The organism is Micromonospora kangleipakensis, assembly GCF_004217615.1.
In the GTDB taxonomy this organism is placed as follows: Bacteria; Actinomycetota; Actinomycetes; order Mycobacteriales; family Micromonosporaceae; genus Micromonospora; species Micromonospora kangleipakensis.
Genome location: NZ_SHLD01000001.1, coordinates 6929152 through 6951108 on the forward strand (window position 1 = coordinate 6929152; position 21957 = coordinate 6951108).

Annotated in this window: 20 protein-coding genes and 1 pseudogene; 11 read left to right on the top strand and 10 right to left on the bottom strand. The window is 73.3% G+C overall.

Translation table 11 applies throughout. From position 1 onward, the window contains the following. Positions 1-109 precede the first annotated feature (109 nt). Positions 110-505: a hypothetical protein gene (locus EV384_RS32955; protein WP_423202936.1), complete on the top strand. Its 396-nt coding sequence runs from the start codon at positions 110-112 to the stop codon at positions 503-505. Between the two features lie 76 nt (positions 506-581). Further along, positions 582-1014 (top strand): annotated as a pseudogene (locus tag EV384_RS32960) (hypothetical protein). Here the strand turns inward: EV384_RS32960 and fabG are convergent. Further along, positions 987-1745: a 3-oxoacyl-ACP reductase FabG gene (fabG, locus tag EV384_RS32965; protein WP_130339580.1), complete on the bottom strand. Its 759-nt coding sequence runs from the start codon at positions 1743-1745 to the stop codon at positions 987-989. The pseudogene EV384_RS32960 and the gene fabG sit on opposite strands and share 28 nt — an antisense overlap. A 103-nt stretch (positions 1746-1848) precedes the next feature. Next, a complete protein-coding gene (locus tag EV384_RS32970; RefSeq protein WP_130339582.1) occupies positions 1849-3501 on the bottom strand; it encodes an alpha-amylase family protein in 1653 nt (550 codons plus the stop codon). 94 nt (positions 3502-3595) lie between these two features. Here EV384_RS32970 and EV384_RS32975 point away from each other — a divergent pair, with 94 nt between their 5' ends. Together EV384_RS32975 and EV384_RS32980 are read left to right on the top strand one after the other, a co-directional pair. Continuing rightward, positions 3596-4207, top strand: coding sequence for a DUF1349 domain-containing protein (locus EV384_RS32975; protein ID WP_207232529.1), 612 nt, complete (start codon positions 3596-3598; stop codon positions 4205-4207). Positions 4208-4294: 87 nt separating this feature from the next. Then, complete coding sequence (locus tag EV384_RS32980; RefSeq protein WP_130339584.1) at positions 4295-4966, top strand: DedA family protein; 672 nt, start codon at positions 4295-4297, stop codon at positions 4964-4966. A gap of 42 nt (positions 4967-5008) precedes the next feature. Here EV384_RS32980 and EV384_RS32985 read toward each other — a convergent pair whose 3' ends face one another. The 5 genes from EV384_RS32985 to EV384_RS33005 all read right to left on the bottom strand — a co-directional run bounded on the left by EV384_RS32985 (position 5009) and on the right by EV384_RS33005 (position 10804). After that, the gene (locus EV384_RS32985; protein ID WP_130339586.1) at positions 5009-6574 is read right to left on the bottom strand and encodes a cellulose binding domain-containing protein; all 1566 of its coding nucleotides are present in this window, start codon (positions 6572-6574) and stop codon (positions 5009-5011) included. A gap of 74 nt (positions 6575-6648) precedes the next feature. Beyond that, positions 6649-8025 (bottom strand): chitinase, encoded by a 1377-nt coding sequence (locus EV384_RS32990; RefSeq protein WP_130339588.1) that lies wholly within the window; start codon positions 8023-8025, stop codon positions 6649-6651. Positions 8026-8165: 140 nt separating this feature from the next. Then, complete coding sequence (locus tag EV384_RS32995; RefSeq protein WP_130339590.1) at positions 8166-9593, bottom strand: carbohydrate-binding protein; 1428 nt, start codon at positions 9591-9593, stop codon at positions 8166-8168. A gap of 76 nt (positions 9594-9669) precedes the next feature. Next, the gene (locus EV384_RS33000) at positions 9670-10413 is read right to left on the bottom strand and encodes a YidC/Oxa1 family membrane protein insertase (RefSeq protein WP_130339592.1); all 744 of its coding nucleotides are present in this window, start codon (positions 10411-10413) and stop codon (positions 9670-9672) included. A 94-nt stretch (positions 10414-10507) separates the two neighbouring features. After that, positions 10508-10804, bottom strand: coding sequence for a DUF6412 domain-containing protein (locus EV384_RS33005; RefSeq protein WP_242624400.1), 297 nt, complete (start codon positions 10802-10804; stop codon positions 10508-10510). 225 nt (positions 10805-11029) lie between these two features. Here EV384_RS33005 and EV384_RS33010 point away from each other — a divergent pair, with 225 nt between their 5' ends. The 4 genes from EV384_RS33010 (at position 11030) to EV384_RS33025 (ending at position 16173) form a co-directional block, all read left to right on the top strand. Beyond that, positions 11030-12178: a carboxylate-amine ligase gene (locus tag EV384_RS33010; RefSeq protein WP_130339594.1), complete on the top strand. Its 1149-nt coding sequence runs from the start codon at positions 11030-11032 to the stop codon at positions 12176-12178. 69 nt (positions 12179-12247) lie between these two features. Further along, a complete protein-coding gene (locus tag EV384_RS33015) occupies positions 12248-13627 on the top strand; it encodes an FAD-dependent oxidoreductase (RefSeq protein ID WP_130339596.1) in 1380 nt (459 codons plus the stop codon). A gap of 139 nt (positions 13628-13766) precedes the next feature. Then, positions 13767-15188: a WGR domain-containing protein gene (locus EV384_RS33020; RefSeq protein ID WP_130339598.1), complete on the top strand. Its 1422-nt coding sequence runs from the start codon at positions 13767-13769 to the stop codon at positions 15186-15188. A gap of 112 nt (positions 15189-15300) precedes the next feature. Then, positions 15301-16173, top strand: coding sequence for an aminoglycoside phosphotransferase family protein (locus EV384_RS33025; protein WP_130340955.1), 873 nt, complete (start codon positions 15301-15303; stop codon positions 16171-16173). A 24-nt stretch (positions 16174-16197) separates the two neighbouring features. Here EV384_RS33025 and EV384_RS33030 read toward each other — a convergent pair whose 3' ends face one another. Continuing rightward, complete coding sequence (locus EV384_RS33030; RefSeq protein ID WP_130339600.1) at positions 16198-17007, bottom strand: Fpg/Nei family DNA glycosylase; 810 nt, start codon at positions 17005-17007, stop codon at positions 16198-16200. Between the two features lie 181 nt (positions 17008-17188). Here EV384_RS33030 and EV384_RS33035 point away from each other — a divergent pair, with 181 nt between their 5' ends. From EV384_RS33035 to rocD, 3 genes are all read left to right on the top strand, one after another. Beyond that, entirely contained in the window at positions 17189-17926 is a 738-nt protein-coding gene (locus EV384_RS33035; RefSeq protein ID WP_130339602.1) for a DUF4190 domain-containing protein, read from the top strand. Positions 17927-18296: 370 nt separating this feature from the next. After that, complete coding sequence (gene ddaH / locus EV384_RS33040) at positions 18297-19112, top strand: dimethylargininase (protein WP_207232530.1); 816 nt, start codon at positions 18297-18299, stop codon at positions 19110-19112. A gap of 11 nt (positions 19113-19123) precedes the next feature. Further along, positions 19124-20326 (top strand): ornithine--oxo-acid transaminase, encoded by a 1203-nt coding sequence (gene rocD, locus EV384_RS33045; protein WP_130339606.1) that lies wholly within the window; start codon positions 19124-19126, stop codon positions 20324-20326. A gap of 161 nt (positions 20327-20487) precedes the next feature. On the opposite strand, the gene EV384_RS33050 is transcribed toward rocD, so the two are convergent. Continuing rightward, entirely contained in the window at positions 20488-21636 is a 1149-nt protein-coding gene (locus EV384_RS33050) for an FHA domain-containing protein (RefSeq protein WP_207232531.1), read from the bottom strand. Next, positions 21633-21926 carry a 4a-hydroxytetrahydrobiopterin dehydratase gene (locus tag EV384_RS35675; RefSeq protein ID WP_207232532.1) on the bottom strand — a complete coding sequence of 98 codons (294 nt, stop codon included), beginning with the start codon at positions 21924-21926 and terminating at the stop codon, positions 21633-21635. The genes EV384_RS33050 and EV384_RS35675 overlap by 4 nt, the downstream gene beginning before the upstream one ends. Between the last annotated feature and the right edge of the window lie 31 nt (positions 21927-21957).

A 21957-nucleotide genomic window follows, 5' to 3' on the forward strand; every position in this document is an offset into this window, starting at 1 on the left:
CGGTCCGGTGGGCGGCACGCATGCGACCCGACGGAGAGCCGGCCGGCGGGCAGTACTACGCGACTTAGTAGGCTGTGCCGGTGAACGGGACTCCGACGGGATGCCGTCGATGACCAGCGCGGCCCCGGCCGGCTCGCCGGTGGACGGGCTCCTCGCGACGGCGGCGATCGTGCTGTCGCTCGTACTCGCGGTCTGGGCGCTGGTGGCCACGCTGCGCCACCGGCCGCCGGACCGGGTGCAGTTCGTGGGCCTGGCCGCGCTGGAGGTCGCGCTGCTGGCGCTGACCGTGGCGGCGCTGGTCGCGCTCGGCGGCGGGGAACGGCCGGGCGAGCCTGGCGCGTTCTTCGGCTACCTGGTGACGCTGGTCTGCCTGCCGCCGCTGGCCTGGGTGCTGGCCCGGATGGAGCCGACCCGTTGGGGCTCGGCGATCGTCTGCGCGATCTGCCTGGTGACGCCGGTCGTGGTGGTCCGGCTCGGCCAGACCTGGGAGGTGCTCGGTGGCTGAGCCCGTCGGGGTACGTCCGGACGGCGACGCCCGGCCGCCCGCGCCCGAACGCGCCACCAACAAGGGGCCGGGGCGGCTGCTGATCGCGGTCTACCTGCTCTTCGCCATCGCCGCGACCTCCCGCGCCGGGCTGCAGATCGCCACCAAGTTCGACGAGGCGCCGGTGGCGTACCTGCTCTCCGCGCTGGCCGCGGTGATCTACATCGTGGCCGCGGTCGGGCTGGCCCGGGCCGGGCACGCCGGCCGTCGGGTCGCGCTGGCCTGCTGCTCGGTGGAGCTGGTCGGGGTCGTCGCGGTCGGCATCCTCAGCCTGGCCGACCGGGCGCTCTTCCCCGACGAGACGGTCTGGTCCGGGTTCGGCAGCGGCTACGGCTACATCCCGCTGGTCCTGCCGGTCCTCGGCCTCTTCTGGCTCTGGCGCACCCGCGACACCACCCGCTGACGCGTCCCGCCCGAGCCGGGCGGGACGCGGTGCGGGCGGTCAGTCCTTGGGGCCGCCGGCCACGTAGATGACCTGGCCGGAGACGAAGGACGCGCCCTCGCTGGCCAGGAACGAGATGGTATGCGCAACGTCCTCCGGCCGGCCGGTGCGGCGGACCGGGATCTCGGCGGCGGCGTGCTGCTGCAGCGCCTCGAAGTCCACCTTCATCCGGGCGGCGGTGGCGGCGGTCATGTCGGTGACGATGAAGCCCGGCGCGACCGCGTTCACCGTGACGCCGAACGGGCCCAGCTCGATGGCGAGGGTCTTGGTGAAGCCCTGCAGCCCGGCCTTGGCGGCCGAGTAGTTCGCCTGCCCGCGGTTGCCCAGCGCGGAGGTGCTGGAGAGGTTGACGATCCGGCCCCACTTCCGCTCCACCATGTGCTTCTGGACCGCCTGGCTGAACAGGAACGCGCCGCGCAGGTGCACGCCCATGACCGTGTCCCAGTCGGCGTCGGTCATCTTGAACAGCAGGTTGTCGCGGAGCACGCCGGCGTTGTTGACCAGCACGGTCGGCGCGCCCAGCTCGGCGGCGACCCGCTCGACGGCCGCCTCGACCTGGGCCCGGTCGGACACGTCGGCGCCCACGCCGAGCGCCCGGCCGCCCGCGGCGACGATCGCGTCCACCGTCTCCTTGGTGGTCGACTCGTCGATGTCGACGACGGCGACGGCCATCCCGTCGGCGGCCAGCCGGCGGGCGGTGGCGGCGCCGATGCCGCGCGCGGCTCCGGTCACGATGGCGACGCGGGGCTCCTCCGACATGATTACCTCCCGGTAACTTGTGGCTCGATCGAAGGAGCTTAACCCAGGGGTACGCGGACCGGCCCGCCGCCGACGAGCGGCGCCGGGCCGGCACGTCGGACGGTCAGACCGACCAGCTGCGGCAGAGCCGGATCCAGCGGTAGCCGTGCCCGGCGAGCTTGAGCCGGTCGAGCTTGCCCACCTCGTCGTAGCCCCGGTCGGAGAGCACGTCGATCGGCATGTCCGCCTCCGGCTGCAACGTGCTCAGGTCGACCTCGACGTCCTCGCTGCCGAGGTTGTGCAGGAAGACCATCGTGCCGGTCGGGCCGTCGGCCCGGTGGGCGAGCACCCCGGCCGGCATCGGCACGTCGATGTGGATGGTCGAGCCGGAGCCGATCTCCGGCGCCTCCCGCAGCGTCCGGATCATCCGCTCGAACCAGCCGAGCAACGACCGGGGGTCCTTGCGCTGGGCGGTCACGTTGACCTTCTCGTAGCTGAACTCGCCCGTGTCGATCACCGGCCGGACCAGCTTCTCCGGCTCCGCCTTTGAGAAGCCGCCATTGGGCTGGTACGACCACTGCATGGGGGTACGGATCGCGTCGCGCCCCTTCAACGACAGGTCCTCGCCCATGCCGATCTCCTCGCCGTAGCGCAGCACCGGCGTGCCGCGCAGCGAGAACTGGAGGGCGTAGGCCAGCTCGATGTGCCGCCGGTCATTGCCGAGCATCGGCGCGAGCCGACGCCGGATGCCCCGGCCGTAGAGCTGCATCTCCTCGTCCGGGCCGAACTTCGCCAGCACGTCGTTGCGCTGCTCCGTGGTGAGCCGGGACAGGTCGATCTCGTCGTGGTTGCGCAGGAAGGTCGCCCACTGGCCGCCGGCGGGCAGCTTCGGGGTGTCCCGCAGCGCGTCGATGATCGTCTCCGGGTCCTCCCGGGCCAGGGCGAGCATCAGCCGGCCGTTGAGCATGAAGTCGAAGAGCATGTGGATCCGGTTGCCCGATCCGCTCCCGTCACCGAAGTAGACCGGCAGCTGGTCCGGCTCGACGTTCGCCTCGGCCAGCAGAACGGCGTCGGCGCGGCGCCACTGCACGTGCTGGCGCAGCTCGGTGAGGAAGTCGAAGTCCTTCGGGGAGTTGGGGTTGTCCGGCTCGGTCTGCTCGATGATGAACGGCACCGCGTCCATCCGGAAGCCGGCGACCCCGAGCTGGAGCCAGAACGAGGTGATCTTCTTGATCTCCTCGCGCACCTTCGGATTTTTGATGTTGAGGTCCGGCTGGAACTTGTAGAACCGGTGGTAGTACCAGGCCTTGGCGGTCCGGTCGTAGCTCCACGTATCGTGCTGCTCGCCGGGGAAGACCATGCCCTGGAAGCGGTCGTCGGGCTCGTGGTCGGCCCAGACGTACCAGTCCCGGTACGGCGAGTCGGGCGAGGACCGGGCGGACTGGAACCACGGGTGCTCGTCCGAGGTGTGGTTGACCACCAGGTCGATGATCACCCGGATGCCCCGGTTCTGCGCCTGGTGCAGCAGCTCCGCGAAGTCACCCAGGGTGCCGAAGCGCGGATCGACGTTGTAGAAGTCGGTGGCGTCGTAGCCGTCGTCCTTGTTGGGCGACGGGTGGATCGGGTTCAGCCACAGACAGGTCACCCCCAGCCTGGCCAGGTAGTCCAGCCGGCCGATGAGGCCACGGATGTCACCGACCCCGTCGCCGTCGGAGTCCGCGTACGTGTCGATGTCGAGGCAGTAGACGACCGCCTCCTGGTACCACCTGTCACCCATGCCCGGTTAACTTCTCCGGTCGCCCGTCCCGGCAAACCCGCGGCACCGCCCGACGGTACGTCGCCGCCGGCTCCCGCCGGGGTACGGTGCCGCCATGGCTGATCATGAGGTGGCCCCGCGCGACATGGACTGGGACGACGGCCGGTGGCTGCACCCGCCGGTACGGGTCGAGCGGACCGCCGAGGGGCACCTGCTGGTGGAGCCCGGCCCGGAGACCGACATGTGGCGGCACACCAGCTACGGCTTCGTGCACGACAACGGCCCGGCGCTGCTCGCCCCGCTGCCCGGCGGGAGCGCGGTCGAGGTGAGCTTCCTGCTCGACTACACCGCGCAGTTCGACCAGGCCGGCGTGCTGGTCCACGTCGACGAGCGGAACTGGGTCAAGACCGGGGTGGAGCTGAGCGACGGGCTGCCGCAGCTCGGCGCGGTGGTGACCCGGGAGCTGTCGGACTGGTCGCTGGCCCCGGTGCCGGAGTGGACCGGGCGGGAGGTCACCGTCCGGGTCAGCCGCTCCGGTGACGCGCTGACCGTGCGGGCGCGGGTCGACGACGAGCCGTGGCGGCTGGTCCGGCTCGCCCCGCTCCGGCCGGAGGCGGCGGCAATGGCCGGGCCGTTCTGCTGCGCGCCGAGCAAGGCGGGGCTGACCGTCCGGTTCACCGGCTGGCGGCGCGGGCCGGCCGACGCCGCGCTGCACCCCGAGGACTGATCGGATGATCAGTGGGGCGGATCACCGGCAGGTGTGACCGCCGACGGCCGGGGTACCACTGTCCGATCCCCCGCCGGAAGGACGCCCATGGCTCTCGCCCAGAACGTCGACCCGAACCAGTTCAGCGGGCTGACCGGGTGGGTGGCGACCGTCATCGACTCGCTCGGGGCGCTCGGCGTGGCCTTCCTGGTGGCGCTGGAGAGCATCATCCCGCCGATCCCGAGCGAGATCGTGCTGGCGATGGCGGGCTACCTCTCCGCCGAGGGCCGGTTCAACGTCGTGCTGATCGTGCTCGCCGCCACGGCCGGCTCGCTGCTCGGCGCGCTGGTGCTCTACTGGCTCGGCGCCGCGCTCGGCGAGGAGCGGCTGAAGCGCTGGCTGGACCACCTCCCGCTGGTCGACCGGGACGACCTGGAGAAGGCCGACCGCTGGTTCGAGCGGCACGGCAGGTGGGCGGTGCTGATCGGTCGGCTGGTCCCGGTGGTCCGCAGCCTGGTCTCGATCCCGGCCGGCGCGAACCGGCTGCCGCTGGGCGAGTTCGTCCTGCTCACCACGCTCGGCAGCGGGGTGTGGAACGCGCTGATCGTCGGGCTCGGCTTCGCCCTCGGCTCCCGGTGGCAGCAGGTGGACCGGTACAGCAGCTGGTTCAACTACGCGATCTTCCTGGTCTTCGGCATCATGATCGTGAGCTGGTCGGCGAAGAAGATCCGGAAGCGGCGCGCGCGGCGCGACCGGCAGTCGGTGACCGCCGGTCGCTGACCGCGACGACGCGTTCAGTACTGCGCGGTGACCCGCGCCTGGTCAGTACTGCGCGGTGATCGAGGTGAACTCCCAGGTGTTCTGGGCGATGCCGGAGCAGTTGGAGACCACGCCCCCGCCCGGGCAGGGCCGGTCGCGGTTGACCGACCAGAAGGTGAACCGGGACAACCCCCGGGCCCTCGCCCAGTCGCGGATCTGGGTCCAGGTGGCCGGGGAGGTCAGCTCCTGCTGGTCGGAGAGGCCGTTCATGCCGGAGATGCCCATGTGCGTGTACGTGGTGGCGTCGGACCAGCCGAAGGCGTTCTTCAACGCGTTCTTCAGCCCCTCGGCGGCGTTCACCGTGCTCTGGTACATGTTCGTCCCGCCGCCGAAGTCGAACGGCATGATCGTGAAGGTGTCGATGTCGGCGCCGAGCGCGGCGGCCTGGTTGATCAGCCGGGTGCCCCACCAGGACGGCCCGGAGGTCGTGGTGCCGAAGGTGACGATCGTCTTGATCCCCGGGTTGTTCTGCTTGACGATCTTCAGGGCGCCGAGGATCCGGTCCTGCACCACCTCGTTCTCGAACTCGTCGCTGTTCTCGATGTCGATGTCGATGGCCTTCAGCCCGTACGCGTTGATCACCTGCTGGTACGCCCCGGCGAGGGCGCTCGCCGAGGAGCAGTTCGGGCCGAGCTTGTTGCCGCTCCACCCGCCGAAGGACGGGATCACGTCGCCGCCGGCCGCCCGGATCGCGGCGATGGTGCTGGCGTGCGCGCCGCCGGTGAGCGGGCCGAAGCCGTCCCAGGCCGGCGTGCAGCCGCCGCCGGAGAGGACGAACGCGATGGTGAACCACTTGATCCCGGTCGCGCCCAGCAGGGTCGACGGCGCGGGCGGGTCGCCCCAGCCCGGGTAGAGGTAGGGCGCGGCGGCCATCGCGCCGCTCCCGCCGCCGGTGCAGCCGGTCGTGCTGGCCGACACCGCCGCCGACTTCGCCGACTCGCCGCTGGCGTTGTACGCGGCCACCGTGTAGCTGTGCGCCGTGCAGGCGGCCAGCCCGGAGGCGGTCGCGGAGGTGCCGGTGACGGTGGCCTTCACCGCCGTGCCCTCGTACACCCGGTAGCCGGTGACCGTGCCGGAGACGGCGTTCCAGGCCAGCGAGACCGAGGAGCTGGTGGTGCCGGTGACCCGCAGCCCGCCCGGGGTGGCCGGGGCGGACGGGTTGCCCCCTCCCCCGCCGGTGCAGGAGCCGCCGTTGACCGTGCAGTTGGTCGGGTCGCCGGTGCCGCTGACGATGAAGCCGAAGGTGGTGCTGGCGCCCGGGGCGAGGGCGCCGTTCCAGGACTGGTTGACCGCGGTGACGTGCTGGCCGGAGGTGGTCAGCAGGGCGTCCCAGAACGAGCCGACGGCGCTGCCGGCGGGCAGGTCGAACTGGACGTTCCACGAGGAGATGCTCGCCGAGCTGTTGTTGGTGACGGTGAACTTGGCCTCGTACCCGCTGCTCCAGCTGGAGGTGCGGACGAAGGCGGCGGTGGCGGCGGAGGCCGGTGGCGCGGCCATGACGGTGGCCGCGACCAGGGCGGCGGCGAAGGCGGCGGCGAACGTCGCCACGCGGGTGGGGCGGAGTTTCACGGTGTCCTCCCGGGACCTGAGGTGGTGGGGGGTGCCGGCCCGGGCGGACCGGCGGTCGTGGTGGGGGCCCGGGGTCAGGGCAGGGTGGTCAGGTGCGGCTTGACCGTGCGGGCGAAGGTGGTGCCGTTGCTGACGTCCCAGTTGACCGACCAGGTCATCGCGCCGCGGATGCCCGGGTAGGTGCGCGGCGGGCGGAAGCTGCCGCAGTTGGTGCCGGTGGCCAGGCAGTCGAGGGCGGCGTTGACCACGCTCGGGGCGACGATGCCGCCGCCGGCCGCGCCCGGCCCGGCGGGCAGGCCGAGGCCGACCTGGTCGGGGCGGAGCCCGTTCTCCAACTGGATGCAGGCCAGCGCGACGATGAAGTTCACCGTGCCCTGGCTGTACGCGGCATTCTGGTCACAGCCGAGCATCGCCCCGGAGTTGTAGAACTGGGTGTTGACGACGGTGAGGATGTCCCGGATGTCGAGGGCGAGCTTGAAGTAGCCGCCGGCCGGGGACTGCATGTCGATGGTCTGCGGCGCCATCGTGATGATCAGCCCGGCGCCGACCTTCGCCCGCAGCGCGCGCAGCGCCTGCGCCATGAACGTCGGATTGAGGCCGTTCTCCAGGTCGATGTCGACGCCGTCGAAGCCGTACCGCTGGATCAGCGCGTAGGTGGTGTCCGCGAAGGCGGTGGCGGAGGCGGCGTCGTTGACCGCGACCCGGCCGGCCTCGCCGCCGATGGAGAGGATCACCTTGCGGCCCTGCCCGTGCAGGGTGCGGACGTCGGCGGTGAAGTCGGCGTCGGGGTAGCCGCCGAGGGCCGCGGCGAGGCCGGGATCGACGGCGAAGGCGACCGCGCCGGGCGTGGCGGTGGCCTCGCCGAAGGCGACGGCCACAACGTCGTACTCGGCGGGGACGTCCCGCAGCCGCAGCTCTACCGCCGGGTTGTCGAAGTTGTGCCAGTAGCCGGTGAGCAGGTGCTTCGGCAGCCCGGTCGACGGCGGCGGGGTGGTGGTCGGCGGTGGCGTGGTGGGCGGGGTGGTGCTCGGCGGGGCGCTGGTCGGCGTGGTCCCCCCGCCGCAGGGGGCGCCGTTGAGCTGGCAGTTGGTCGGAGTGCCCGGTCCGCTGGCGAGGAAGCCGAAGGAGACCGAGGCGCCGGGGGCGATGCTGCCGTTCCAGGACCGGTTGGTGAAGGTGGACCGCTGGCCGGTGGTGGTGAGCAGGGCGTCCCAGTAGGTGCCGACGGTGGTCCCGGCCGGCAGGTCGAAGGAGACGGTCCACCCGGAGATGGTGCTGGCGCCGCCGTTGGTGATCGTGTACTTCCCCTCCCAGCCGGTGCCCCAGTCGGCGGTCTTCCCGAAGCTGGCGGTCGGGCCGGCGGCGTACGCGGGCAGCGCCGCCGCCGCCGCGCCGAGGGTGGCCGCCAGCGCGGCAACCACCGACAGGACAAGGGATCCGGACCGTTTCATGCGACCCTCCACACCCACACGGGCATCCATGGACGTCAACGTCAGGCTATTATTAAGACTGTTAACTGTTTCTGTCCAGAGGGCGTGGAGAGGGCCCCCTCCCGGGCCGGAAGCGACGGGAGGGGACCCCGGCCGACGCCTCAGCGGCGGAAGGTGAACCAGTTGACGTTGACGAAGTCGGCCGGCTGGCCGCTGGTGAAGGTGAGGTAGACGCTGTGCCGACCGGTCACCGCCGAGACGTTGCCCGGCACCGAGATCCAGCTCTGCCAGCCGCCGGTGTTGCCGACGGCGAAGCTGCCGATCGGCGCGGCGGTCGGGCTGTCCAGCCGGACCTCCACCAGGCCGCTCACCCCGCCCGCCGCCCCGGAGGCGACCCGGGCCAGGAAGTCACGCGGCCCGGTGGCCCCGAAGTCCACGTTGTCGTACCGGGCCCAGTCGCCGTTGCGCAGGTAGCCGATGTCCTGCCCACCCTCGGCGCAGGCCTCGACGATCACCCCGTTCTGGACGGTGAACGCCTCCGCCTGGATCGTGCCGTACGCGTCCACCGTCCCGCCCGGCGGCGGCGTGGACGTGGTCGGGCTCGGCGACGGACTGGTGCCACCCCGGCGGTAGACCGCCACGTAGTCGACCAGCATCGGCCGGCCGGAGACGGTCGCCGCGGTCGGCGTGGTGGCGCCGGCGACGCCGTTCGGGAACGAGCCGCCCATCGCCACGTTGAGCAGCAGGAAGTAGCCGGCATGGCTGGTCATCTGACCCCAGTACGGGTCGCCGACCTGGCTCTGGCTGACGGTATGGAAGAGCTGGCCGTCGACGTACCAGCGCAGCTGCTGCGGGCTGACCGAGGCGTCCCACTCGAAGCGGTAGGCGTGGAACGCGGACTGACAGGTGCTGCCGGGACAGGCCCGGGTGACGCCCAGGCCGTTGAACTCGTTGCACGGGCCGCCCGGGGCGTACCCGCAGTGCAGCGCGCCCCAGACCTGGTTCAGCCCGTTGACGTTCTCCATCACGTCGAACTCGCCGATGCCCGGCCAGTTCTGGTAGTTGCCCCGGTACGGCGAGCCGAGCGCCCAGAAGGCGGGCCAGTAGCCGGCCGCCTGGGTGCCCGTCACATTCGGCATCTGGATCCGCCCCTCCAGGGCGAGCACTCCCCCGGCCGGCGGCTTGAAGTCGGCCCGGACCGTCTCGATCCGGGCCGAGGTCCACCGGCCGGCGGCGTCGCGCAGCGGGGTGATCCGCAGGTTGCCGGCGCCGTCCTGGGCGAGGTTGGCGGTGCTGGCGGTGTAGGTCTGGATCTCGCCGGTGCCCCAGTTGGCCGGGCCGCCCGGGTAGCTGGTGCCGGTGTCGATGATCCAGTTGGCCGAGGACGGCAGGGCGCCGGCCGCGCCGGTGAAGTCGTCGCTCCAGACCAGGTTCCAGCCGGCTGCGGGCGGCGGCACGGCGGCGTGCGCGGTCATCGAGGCGACGACCAGGGCGGTGGTGGTGGCGAGCACGGCCGCGGCCAGCGCGAGCCGGCGGCCTGAGCGGCGCAGGGTGGACGGGGCGGCGGACGCCGCCGGGACAGGACTCATCGAGGTGCCTCTCTGCGGGGACGGGGGAACAGAGAGCGCTCTCTGAGGCGTTTTCTGCGCGCCCGACGGGCACTTGTCAACGTCCGTCGATGTCTGCCGGCTGCGGCCGACGCAGCGTCACCTGCTCCAGCGCGGTCCAGCCGGTGGTGGTGACCAGGTAGAGCACGGCCGCCAGCGGCACCACCAACGCCACCAGCACCGTGGCGTACGGCAGCAGCGGCAGCAGCCGGCCCAGCGTCGCCGCGCCCGGCCCCTCGGTCGGCGTGCCGGCGACGGTGCCGGTGGCCGCGGCCGCCCGGCGGGCCCGCCGCGACGAGTACCAGGCCAGGACGAGCAGCGCCACCAGCAGCACCCCGAAGACCGCGACCACCGGCCCGGTGAGCCCGTCGCCGAGGTGCCAGCCCAGCGGCACCCCGGCCAGCCGCTCGTCGAGCAGCCTGGCGCCGCCGTCGCCGGTGGCGAAGAGGCGGTACATGACCAGGAAGAACGGCGCCTGGAGCAGCGCCGGGAGGCAGCCGGCGACCGGGCTGGCGCCGGCCCGCCGGTACAGCGCGAACAACTCGCTCTGCAGCTTGGCGGGGTCGTCGGCGTACCGGCGCTGGAGGTCACGGACCTCGGGGGCGAGCGCCGCGCGGCGCCGCTCCCCGCGGACCTGCGCCAGGGTGAGCGGCGAGATGAGCAGGCGGACGCCGATGGTGAACAGGACGATCGCGGCGGCCGTGGCCGCGCCGCCGGTCAGCGGGTCGAGCGTGCCGGCGAGCCAGGTGACGACGGAGGCGGCGACGGTGGCCGCGGCGTGCAGTGGTGCGAAGGCGAGCATGGGTGACCCCTCGGTCCGATTCCGGAGGTCCCGGCGGGACGACGCGTCCCGGCGGGACGGATGACGACGGAATCGGCCGCGCGGCGACGCAGTGCTACGCGGCCGAGGGGCGCGGGCCGGGGGCGCGCGGTCGTGATCGACCGGCCGCGTCCGGGTCGACCTGCCGGGGCACGCGACGACCGCGGGCCCGGGCCCGCAGCGCGGTGGCGAGCCGGCCGGACCGGGGCGCCCCCGGCAGCGCCCGCGACCGGAGGGCGAGCAGCGTGGCCAGCAGCAGCGCGGCGGCGACCGCCGCGCCGGCGAGCAGCTCGACCGGGCGGTCGGCCAGCACGGTGAGCTGGGCGAGGGCGTACGCCCACGTCCCCGCCACCGCCATCAGCAACCCCGGCACGCCGACCAGCCTAGGACCCGGTGTCACGGCCGACGGCGGCAATCGCGGCGCCGGCTGGGGATGGTCCGCTCCGGGTCGCCGACCTGGGGGCGCCCGGCCCCCCAGGTGGGCGTCCTGGTCGCGTCCCCCGACCGACACGCCGGCCAGCCGTTTTCCCGCGCCGACACGGTGGGTAATGGGCCGTGGACGACGCGGCACGGCGCCGCGGTCGGCGCGGAACGGACGGTGAGCGCGATGAGCGGGTCAGTCGCGGAGCGGGAACGGAACACCGCCGCGGGCGGCACCGACCTGTTCACCGTCGGCGTCGAGGAGGAGTTCCTGCTCGTCGACCCGCACACCGGCGCCGCCGTACCGGCCGTCGACCTGGTCATGGACCAGGTGCCGGCCGAGCTGCGCGGCCAGGTCCAGCGGGAGTTCCAGACCAGCCAGATCGAGATCGGCAGCCCGCCCGGGCTGGAACTCTCGTCGATCCGGCACTCGCTCGGGGTGCTGCGCGCCGCGCTGGCCGACGCCGCCGAGCGGGCCGGCGTACGGGTGCTCGCCATCGGCACCGGCCCGGTGGACGGCCCGGTGCCGCCGGTCGTCGACAAGCCCCGCTTCGACCGGATGATCGAGCGGTTCCGGCTGCTCGTGCCCGGCCCGGGCAACAACGGCATGCACGTGCACGTCGGCATCCCCGACCCGGACACCGGCGTGCAGGTGCTCAACCACGTCCGCCCCTGGCTGCCGATCCTGCACGCGGTGACCACCAACTCCCCGTTCGCCAAGGGCGAGGACACCGGCTACGCGAGCTGGCGGTCGGTGGAGTGGGAACGCTGGCCGTCGGTGGCGCCCAGCCCCTTCCTGGCGTCCCACGAGCACTACCAGCGGCTGATCCGGCAGCTCATCGCCAGCGGGGTGATGCTCGACGAGGGGATGCTCTACTGGTACGCCCGGCTGTCGGCGAAGTACCCGACGGTGGAGATCCGGATCGGCGACGTCTGCCCCTCGGTGGACGACGCGGTACTGGTCGCCGCCCTGGTCCGGGCCCTGGTGGCGACCGCGATGACGGACATCGCTGCCGGCCGGGCGGCCCTCCGGACCGACCACCACCTGCTCGTCGCCGCGCACTGGCGGGCCGCGCACGACGGGCTGGAGGGCGAGGGCGTCGACCTGACCGACGGCGAGCTGCGGCCGACGTGGGAGCTGCTGGAGAAGCTGGTCGACCGGGTCCGACCGGACCTGGCGCGACACGGCGACCTCGACCAGGTGACTGACCTGCTGGGCGGGCTGCGCCGGCACGGCAGCGGAGCCGCCCGGCAGCGCGCCGTCTTCGCCCGTACCGGCCGGATGGTCGACGTGGTCGAGGACCTGGCCCGGCAGACCCGTGGCTGACCGGCGCGGCCCGGACCGGGGCGCGCGGGTCGGCCCCGCGGGCGATCTCCGCGTGACAGGATGGTCGTCGTGGCGGAACGGCTGATCGTCGTCGGCGGGGACGCGGCCGGGATGGCCGCCGCGTCCCAGGCCCGGCGTCGCCGCAACCGCGACGACCTGTCGATCGTCGCCTTCGAGCGGGGGCACTTCACCTCCTACTCCGCCTGCGGCATCCCCTACTGGATCAGCGGGGTGGTGCCCGACCGCGACCAGCTCATCGCCCGCGACCCGGTCACCTTCCGGGAGTCCTTCGACATCGACATTCGGCTCCGGCACGAGGTGACCGCCATCGACCTGGAGCGGCGCGAGGTGATCGCCCGGGACCTGGCGGGCGGCGGGGAGGTCCGCGAAGGCTTCGACACCCTGATGTACGCCGCCGGCGCGGTCCCGGTGAAGCCCGCGTGGGCGCGGACCGACGCCGCCGGGGTGTTCGGCGTGCAGACCCTCGACGACGGTGCGGCGCTGCTCGACTGGCTGGAACGGGAGCCCCGGCCCCGGCGGGCGGTGGTGATCGGCGGCGGCTACATCGGCGTCGAGATGGCCGAGGCGCTGATCCAGCGGGGCCTCACCGTCGACCTGGTCGAACAGGCCGACCAGCCGATGTCCACCGTGGACGGCGACATGGCCGAGCTGGTCGCCGACGCGATGCGCGGCATCGGCATCCACATCCGTACCGGCCTGACGGTCACCGGGCTGGAGGAGCGGGACGGCCGGATCACCGCCGTGGTCACCGCCGAGGGGCCGATGCCGGCCGACGTCGTGGTCCTGGGTCTCGGCGTACGCCCGAACACGGCCCTGGCGGAGTCCGCCGGCCTGCCGGTCGGACCGACCGGCGGGATCCGCACGGACCGGCGGATGCGGGTGCCCGGGGTGCCCGGCGTCTGGGCCGCCGGGGACTGCGTGGAGACCCTGCACCGCGTCAGCGGGATGCCGGTGCACATCGCGCTCGGCACCCACGCCAACAAGCAGGGCCGGGTGGCCGGCATCAACATCGGCGGCGGGTACGCCACCTTCCCGGGCGTGATCGGCACGGCGGTGACCAAGGTCTGCGACCTGGAGGTGGGGCGTACCGGCCTGCGGGAACGGGACGCCGAAACGGCCGGCTTCGAGTTCGTCTCGGTGGTGGCCGAGTCGACGAACCGGGCCGGCTACTACCCGGGCGCCCGGAAGATGGCCGTCAAGCTGATCGCCGAGCGGCCCAGCGGCCGGCTCCTCGGGGCGCAGATCGTCGGCTGGTCCGAGGCGGCCAAACGGATCGACACGCTGGCCGTGGCGCTCTGGAACGGCATGACGGTGGACGCCATGACGGCGCTGGACCTGGGCTACGCCCCGCCGTACGCGCCGGTCTGGGACCCGGTGCTGATCGCGGCCCGCAAGGCCGTCGACGCCCTCGCCGGCGCCGAGCGCTGACCCTTCCTCTCGACTTTCGGGTGCGTTTGTCGCCAGGGCGACAAGAAACGTACCCGAAGTTCTTTGTCGGAGGGCGCGGTTAGCGTGTGCGCGCTGTCGCAGTGCCGGTTCCGGCGCCGATCCCCTCGGAGGCATCCCCATGTCGCAGGAGACGACCTACCTCGAACTGTCCGAAGTGGACGGTAGTACGCACAAGTTCTACGAGGTCGTGGTGGCGGACACCGCACTGACCGTGCGCTACGGCCGGATCGGCGACCAGGGCCAGGTCAAGACCAGCACCTTCCCGGACAACGCGCGCGCCCGCGCCGCCGCCGCGAAGAAGATCGGCGAGAAGATCCGCAAGGGGTACGCCCCGGCGGTGCCCGGTGTCCGGCAGAAGCGGTCGGTGTCCCGCCGGCAGATCGTCAGCACCCGCTCCACCGCGCGCACCGCCCCGGTCCTCTGGCGGTACGACTCGGGCGCGCCCGCGTTCGGCATCTTCATCGACGGGCAGAGCTGCATGGTGGGCAACGAGCACGGCGTGATCACCACGCTCGGCCACGACGCCCGGGTGCTGAACCAGGTCCGGCTCCCCGACGGGGTGAAGTGCATCGTCGCCGACGACGCCTGGATCTACGCCGGCTGCGACGACGGCAACGTGTACGACCTGTCCGGCAAGGTGCCCCGGGCGGCGTACGCGATCGCCCCCGAGATCGACATCTACTGGCTGGACATCCACGACGGGGTGCTGGGTGTCTCCGATGCCGATGGCGGGATCGCCGCGATCGACCACGAGGACGAGTTCCTGTGGCGGCGGGCGGGGCGCGGCCGGGCCGCCTGGATGGTCCGCTGCGACGCCGACGCGCTCTACCACGGCCACTCGCAGGGAGTGACCGGCTACGACTGGCGGACCGGGCGGGAGCTGTGGCACACCCGGACCGGGTCGGTCCTCTTCGGCTGGCAGGAACGGGACGCGGTCTTCGCCGGCACCGGCACCCGGGAGGTGGTGCGGCTGCGCAAGGACGGGCGCACCGGGCGGGCGTACCGCTGCGACGCCCCGGTCTTCTCCTGCGCCACCGCCGAGGGCGGCCGGTACGTCTTCGCCGGCGACAGCCAGTCCTCGATCTACTGCTTCGACGCCGCCGGCAACCGGCTGTGGAAGCTCGGCACCGGCTGTGGCTCGGCGTACTCGATGCAGTACCACGACGAGCGCCTCTACGTGGTGACCACCGGCGGCTACCTGGCCTGCGTCGACGCCAGCGAGCCGGCGATCCGGGCGGCCGAGGCGGGCAGCGTGCCCGAGGTGGTGGACGTCAAGGCACCGGCCCGGCTGCCCGAGCCGGCGGCCTGGACGACCGTCGAGGTGACCACCGACGACCGCGACGGCGTGGTGGTGCAGTGTGTCGAGGACGGCGGCCGGCTGCGCATCCAGGTGCTCTCCTCCGGGTACCGGCGCGACTGGTCGGTGCAGTTCCCGAAGGGCATCCGCGAGCCGGGCGCGCGCTACCTGGTCACCGAGGTCCGGGAGTCCGGCCGCGGCGGCTTCTACCGGGCGTACGGCGACATCCGCCGGCTCCGCTGACCGGCACGGTCGGTGGCCGGGCGGGCCCTCCGCCGACCCCGTGCTCCAGACGCATCCGGCCAGAACCGGTTGTACGCGGCGGGCCGGGAAGGTCCAGGATGGTCGGATGGCCGTGGAGCTGGAGATCCCCGAGGGGTTGCGCTGGACCGAGCGGGTGCCGGCCGGCCGGGAGTGGCTGGCGACGCTGCCGGACCGGCTGGCCGAATGCGTGCGGCGGTGGGAGCTGCGGGTCGGGCCGCCCTTCCCGTACGCCTTCGCGTCGCTGGCTATGCCGGCGGAGCTGCCGGACGGCACCCCGGCGGTGCTGAAGTTGCAGTACCCCGACGACGACAGCGTGCACGAGGCGACCGCCCTGGCGCACTGGGCCGGCCGGGGCGCGATCCGGCTGCTGGCCCACGACGCGGAGCGCCGGGCGTTGCTGGTCGAGCGGTGCGTGCCCGGCACCCCGCTGCACCAGCTCCCGCCCGATCGGGCGCTCGACGCGGTGGTGGAGCTGCTGCCCCGGCTTCAGGTGCCGGCCGGCCCGCCGTTCACCACGCTCGCCGAGGAGGCGGCCGGCTGGGCCGAGCGGATGCCGGTCAACTGGGAGCGGGCCAACCGGCCGTACGAGCAGCGGCTGCTCGACGCCGCGCTCGGGCTGCTCGCCGACCTGGTGCCGAGCCAGGGCGAGCAGGTGCTGGTCAACCAGGACCTGCACGCCGGCAACGTGCTGTGGGCCAGCCGGGAGCCGTGGCTGGTGATCGACCCGAAGCCGCTGGTCGGCGAGCGTGAGTTCGCGCCGATGCCGATGGTGCGCGGCGCCGAGCTGGGCCGCTCCCCCGCGGCGGTGCGCCACCGGCTGGGCCGGCTCAGCGCCGAGCTGGGGCTCGATCGGGAGCGGGTCCGCGGCTGGGCGATCGTGCACACCCTGGCCTGGAGCATCGGCGAGGGCCAGGTCTTCCCCCACCAGGTCGAGGTGGTCCGCTGGCTGCTCGGCGACGAGTGAGCGCCGCGCCGGACCGGGCGGGGGTCAGCGGGCCTGGCAGGTGGCGCACCAGTAGAGGTTGCGGCCGGCCAGCTCGCCCCGGCTGACCTCGGTGCCGCAGATGTGGCAGGGCGCGCCGGGGCGGCGGTAGACGTACACCTCGCCGCCGTGCCGATCGACGCGGGCGGCGCGACCCGTCGCCTCGGGCAGGTGGGCGTCGCGCACGGTGTCGATCCGGCCCCGCTCGACGGCGAGGGTCATCAGCGCGACCAGGTCGGCCCAGAGTTCCCGCCAGCCGGCCGGGGTCAGCTCCCGGCCGGGCAGGGTGGGTGGCAGCCCGGCCCGGAACAGCGCCTCGGCCACGAAGATCAACCCGGTGCCGGCCACCACCGACTGGTCGAGCAGCAGCGCCGCTAGGGGCGTCGGGCTGCGAGAGATCCGGGCGTACGCCCGGTCGGGGTCGGCGTCGGCGCGCAGCGGGTCCGGGCCGAGCCGGTCGCGCAGCGCCGCCACCTCGGGCGGGGTGAGCAGCTCGCAGGCGGTGGGGCCGCGCAGGTCGAGCCAGTGCCGGTCGCTGGTCAGCCGCAGCCGCACCTGACCGACGGGGGGCGGCGGCTCGCCGGGGCCGTCGGCGAACTTGCCGTACAGCCCGAGGTGGAGGTGCAGGGTCAGCTCGCCGGCGTAGTGGTGCAGCAGGTGCTTGCCGTACGCCTCGGTGCCGTCCAGGACGGTGCCGGTGAGCCGGGCCGCGCCGTCGGCGAAGCGGCCCTGCGGGCTGACGGCGTGCACCTTGTCGCCGGCGAAGAGCTCGGCGTGCCGGGCCGCCAGGCGGTGGATGGTGTGTCCCTCTGGCACGCCGGCAACGGTAGCCGGACCGTCGCGACCGGACCGAACGTCCCGGGGAGAGAAGCGGACCGAGCCGTGTCGCTGCCCGGCCCCGGGTGTGGTGGACAACGCACCTGGGTACTTCCTGTGTGTCACGCGTGGCTGCCACTGCGCTTCCGCGGCCTCCACGCCCTTGACCAGGAGGTGTGAAGTGAAGATTCTGTCGCGCCGGAACGGACCGGCGCAGAACGAGGACGTGAACGGCGACGGGCGCGTCGACGAGCGGGACCGCGCCGCGACGCCGGACCGGGTGGACGGCACGGCGGGACGGCCGGTGGTCACCGACCGGGACCACGACGGGGCGACATACCGGAGCACCACGACCGCCACCGACGATGACCGTGTCTCCGACGCGGAGCGCCGGGCGGCGAACGCGCGGGCCGCCACCGGGCGGCCGGTGGCCACGGAAACCCCGCAGGCCGGCGCCGTGGTGGGCCCGGACCCGACCCATGAGCGGACCGTCGACCTGGACCGGAGCCGGGACCGGGCGGTGGAGCGGCCGGTGCCGGTGGACCGGGACCTCGACGGCCGCCCCGAGCCCACCGTGCCGGTCGCCGTCGGGCCGAAGCCCCGGGCCAGCCTGCTCGCCACCCTCGGCCTGATCGTCTCGGTGGTCGGCGCGCTCTTCGTGCTCACCGGCGCCCTCGCCGGGTACGGCCTCGGGCTCGGCGCGGTCGGCGCGGTCCTCGCCGTGCTGGGTCTGAGCGCCACCCGCCGCCGGCACGTCGCCGGCAAGACCGACGCGCTGATCGGCATCCTGGTCGGTCTCGCCGCGGTGGTGCTCGGGGTCGTGGCGCTGACCGGTCAGTTCGACTGGCCGACCACCGACGGCGACTGGGTCGGCCGGTTCCGCGAGTGGCTCGACTCACAGTTTGCCGGCCTGTTCTGACGGGCAATTTCCAGCTCGCCGGCGGTGCGCCGGCACGCCCGACCAGCTCTGGTGGTTCACCAGCCGGGCACATCCTCTTTCGGGGGCGGCGAATCGCCGCCCCCGAAGTGTTTCCCCCTCGGGCACGGCGACGCCCTCAAGCCAGGAGTTGATCGACCGGGAGATCCCGGGTGGTGGTGATCGAACGGGCAGGCGGAGAGCTGACGCAACGATTCGCCGCCGGAAGATGCCCAGACGCAATGATCCGGCGCCCAACGCAACTTCTGACGGTGGATGTCGTCGGCCCGGGCCGCATACCGTTGACCAACGGCGCCAGCCCGTGGGCCACGGTGGCCGGGCGCGCCCGACCGCTGGGAGCAGGACAATGACGATGGACGCCACCAGGCAGCGTTTCCTGATGTGCCGGCCGACGTACTTCGCCGTCGACTACGCGATCAACCCGTGGATGGACCCGACCGCGCCGGTCGACGCCGACCTGGCGATCCGGCAGTGGGAGCAGCTCCGGCAGACGTACCTGGACCTGGGCCACGAGGTCGAGCTGGTCGACCCGGTCGCCGGCCTGCCGGACATGGTCTTCGCCGCCAACGGCGGCACGGTGATCGACGGCAAGGCGATGGCGGTGCAGTTCCGCGACCCGCAGCGCGCCGACGAGGCCCCCGCGTACCGCGCCTGGTTCGAGGCCGCCGGCTTCGAGATGTACGACCCGAAGCACGTCAACGAGGGCGAGGGCGACGTCCTGCTGGTCGGCGACCACCTGCTCGCCGGCACCGGCTTCCGCACCGCGCACGCCTCGCACGCGCAGCTGCAGGAGGTCTTCGGCTACCCGGTGATCACCATGCAGCTGGTGGACCCGCGCTTCTACCACCTGGACACCGCGCTGACCGTGCTGGACGAGCGGACCGTGGCGTACCTGCCGGAGGCCTTCTCGCCCGGCAGCCAGGCCGTGCTGCGCCGGCTCTTCCCGGACGCGGTCCACGCCACCATGGCCGACGCGGAGGTGCTGGGGCTGAACGCGGTCAGCGACGGCCGGCACGTGGTGCTGCCCGCGCAGGCCACCGACCTGGCCGCCAAGCTGCGCGACCGGGGCTACGAGACCATCGGCATCGACCTGTCCGAGCTGCGCAAGGCCGGCGGCGGACCGAAGTGCTGCACGTTGCGACTCCGTCAGGGAAAGGCAATCAAGTGATCGTCGACGACATGCTGCGGACGCCAGGGGCGGTCCGGGACGCGGAGCGCTGGACGGCGCACAACTACCACCCGCTGCCGGTGGTGGTCTCCTGCGCCGAGGGGGCCTGGCTGACCGACGTGGACGGCCGGCGGTACCTGGACTGCCTGGCCGGCTACTCCGCGCTGAACTTCGGCCACCGGCACCCGAAGCTGATCGAGGCCGCGCACGCGCAGCTCGACCGGCTCACCCTGACCAGCCGGGCGTTCATCCACGACCAGTTCGCCGACTTCTGCAAGGAGCTGGCCGAGCTCTGCGGCAAGGACCTGGTCCTGCCGATGAACACCGGCGCCGAGGCGGTGGAGACCGGCATCAAGGTGGCCCGCAAGTGGGGCTACCAGGTCAAGGGCGTCACCCCGGGCCAGGCGAACATCGTGGTGGCCGAGGGCAACTTCCACGGCCGGACCACCACCATCGTCAGCTTCTCCACCGACGAGGACGCGCGCGCCGACTTCGGGCCGTACACCCCGGGCTTCACCGTGGTCCCCTACGGCGACCTGGACGCGCTGGCCGCCGCGATCGACGAGAACACCGTCGCGGTGCTGCTCGAGCCGATCCAGGGTGAGCAGGGCGTCGTGGTGCCGCCGGAGGGCTACCTGCCGGGCGTGCGCCGGGTCTGCACCGAGCAGAACGTGCTCTTCATCGCCGACGAGATCCAGTCCGGCCTGGGCCGGACGGGTGCCACCTTCGCCTGCGAGCACGAGGGCGTCGTGCCGGACATGTACCTGCTGGGCAAGGCGCTCGGCGGCGGCATCGTGCCGGTCTCCGCGGTCGCCGCGAACGCCGACGTGCTCGGGGTGCTGAAGCCGGGCCAGCACGGCTCGACCTTCGGCGGCAACCCGCTGGCCTGCGCGGTCGCCACCGAGGTGGTCCGGCTGCTGGCCACCGGCGAGTTCCAGCGGCGCTCGGCCGAGCTGGGCGAGCGGCTGCACGGCGGCCTCCAGGCGCTGGTCGGCAAGGGCCTGGTCGCCGTCCGGGGCCGCGGCCTCTGGGCCGGCCTGGACATCGACCCGGCGCTGATGACCGGCCGGCAGGCCTGTGAGCGGCTGATGGAGCGGGGCGTCCTGGCCAAGGACACCCACGGCTCGACGATCCGCCTCGCCCCGCCGCTGGTCATCACCGAGGAGGAGATCGACCACGCGGTGGCCCAGCTCGCCGCCATCCTCGCGGCCTGACCCTCCCCGCACGCGCAAAGGGCGCCGGGACCTTTCGGTCCCGGCGCCCTTCCGCATCCCACCCGCCCACGCAGGGCGTGATCATGAAGTTGTTGTCACCCGCACCGGCGTGTCATGACAACAACTTCATGATCAACGCCGGGCCGCCCCGGTGGGGTGGGTCAGGGGCGGGGGATGCGCATGGCCATGGTGGGGGCCTCGGCCATCACCGAGGTGGGGGTGAACGGGGCGCCGCTGGGGAGTTCGTCGGCGCGGCCGATCTGCACGCCGGGGTAGAGCTCGACGATGTCGCCCTCGCCCAGCACCCGGGACTGCTGCGGGGCGAGCGGGAGCCGGTCCGGCTCGGCCATCGAACCGGCCGGGCGGATGCCCGAACCGTTGGTGCTGGTGTCGGTCACCACCACCTCGCCGACCCGCAGCTCGAAACGGACGTGGCTGCGGCTGACCCAGCGCCGGGACTCGTCGTTGAGCCACTGGCCGAGCGTGATCCCGTTGGACACGTCCGGCGCCCGCCCGACCAGCACCGGCTGGGCCTCGGTGAGCACGAACCGACGACGGACCAGCCCGCCGATCCGCACCGCCAGCACCTCCGTACGCGGCCGCGGCCCGGCGTCGCCGAGCCGGGCGCCGTGCCGGGGGCAGGTCGGCACTCCGGCCCGGAGCGTGGGTGGCGGCTGCCCGGCCGGGGCGCGGTCCACCCGGGCCAGGTCGGCGAAGGCGCCACCGCCCCCGCCGGCGCCGAAGAGCGCGCAGCCCGGCTCCGGGCAGCGCCACTGCCGGGCGAGCAGCTTCGCGCCCACCGGCGACCGGGTGCCGGTGGCCGGGCTCTGCCCGCCCCCGACGTGCGCGATGAAGACCGGCCCGCCCGCGCCGGGCACCGGGGCGAGCACCCGCCCGGCCTTCCCGAGCCACGGCCACCGGCCGCCCAGCCCGTCGAAGCGGACCCGGCTGAGCACCGGCAGCCCGAGCAGGTCGGCGACCTCCAGCATCCGGTCGCCCGGATTGTCCAGCACCTCCACCAGGCCGTCGTCCGCCCAGCGGCGGACCACCATCCGCTCGTTGGAGGTCAGGTCGGCGTCGGAGAGCAGGGCCCGGTGCACGATCGCGTAGACCGGGACGCTGTCCTCCTCCAACTGCCGGGCCAGTGCGTCGATCACCAGGCCGAGCCGGAGCAGGCTGCCCGGCCGGCCGCCGTCGAGGTCCTGCCAGCGGATCACCTCGGCCAGGTCCACCACCGCGCGGGCCAGCGAGGGGTCGGTGCAGACCCGACCCTCGATGGCGTCCAGCACCTTGCTGATCTCGAATCTCATCGGGCGCTCCGGACGATGTCGTCGATCCGCCGGGCCAACGCGACATCACGGTGGGTCACCCCACCGGCCGAGTGCGTGACGCAACGGAAGGTCAGGGTCCGCCATCGGATGTCGATGTCGGGGTGGTGATCGAGCTCCTCGGCCACCGCGGCGACCCGGTCGACCACCGCGATGGCGTCCGGGAAACTGCCCAGCTCGACGGTGCGGCTGATCCCGGCCGGGTCACCCGACCAGTCCGCCAACCCGCCCAGCTCGTCTCGTACCGCCTCGTCGGTGAGCAGGTCTGCCATGCGTCGACCCTACCGGCAGGGCCTTCCGGCG

What these genes read in the sequence shown, in the direction of transcription:
- EV384_RS33020 (WP_130339598.1), top strand. Translation starts at nt 13,767, where the DNA reads ATGTCGCAGGAGACGACCTACCTCGAACTGTCCGAAGTGGACGGTAGT.
- fabG (WP_130339580.1), bottom strand. Translation starts at nt 1,745, where the DNA reads ATGTCGGAGGAGCCCCGCGTCGCCATCGTGACCGGAGCCGCGCGCGGC.
- rocD (WP_130339606.1), top strand. Translation starts at nt 19,124, where the DNA reads ATGCTGCGGACGCCAGGGGCGGTCCGGGACGCGGAGCGCTGGACGGCG.
- EV384_RS32980 (WP_130339584.1), top strand. Translation starts at nt 4,295, where the DNA reads ATGGCTCTCGCCCAGAACGTCGACCCGAACCAGTTCAGCGGGCTGACC.
- EV384_RS32955 (WP_423202936.1), top strand. Translation starts at nt 110, where the DNA reads ATGACCAGCGCGGCCCCGGCCGGCTCGCCGGTGGACGGGCTCCTCGCG.
- EV384_RS33000 (WP_130339592.1), bottom strand. Translation starts at nt 10,413, where the DNA reads ATGCTCGCCTTCGCACCACTGCACGCCGCGGCCACCGTCGCCGCCTCC.
- EV384_RS32970 (WP_130339582.1), bottom strand. Translation starts at nt 3,501, where the DNA reads ATGGGTGACAGGTGGTACCAGGAGGCGGTCGTCTACTGCCTCGACATC.
- EV384_RS35675 (WP_207232532.1), bottom strand. Translation starts at nt 21,926, where the DNA reads ATGGCAGACCTGCTCACCGACGAGGCGGTACGAGACGAGCTGGGCGGG.
- EV384_RS33050 (WP_207232531.1), bottom strand. Translation starts at nt 21,636, where the DNA reads ATGAGATTCGAGATCAGCAAGGTGCTGGACGCCATCGAGGGTCGGGTC.
- EV384_RS32990 (WP_130339588.1), bottom strand. Translation starts at nt 8,025, where the DNA reads ATGAAACGGTCCGGATCCCTTGTCCTGTCGGTGGTTGCCGCGCTGGCG.
- EV384_RS32975 (WP_207232529.1), top strand. Translation starts at nt 3,596, where the DNA reads ATGGCTGATCATGAGGTGGCCCCGCGCGACATGGACTGGGACGACGGC.
- ddaH (WP_207232530.1), top strand. Translation starts at nt 18,297, where the DNA reads ATGGACGCCACCAGGCAGCGTTTCCTGATGTGCCGGCCGACGTACTTC.
- EV384_RS32995 (WP_130339590.1), bottom strand. Translation starts at nt 9,593, where the DNA reads ATGAGTCCTGTCCCGGCGGCGTCCGCCGCCCCGTCCACCCTGCGCCGC.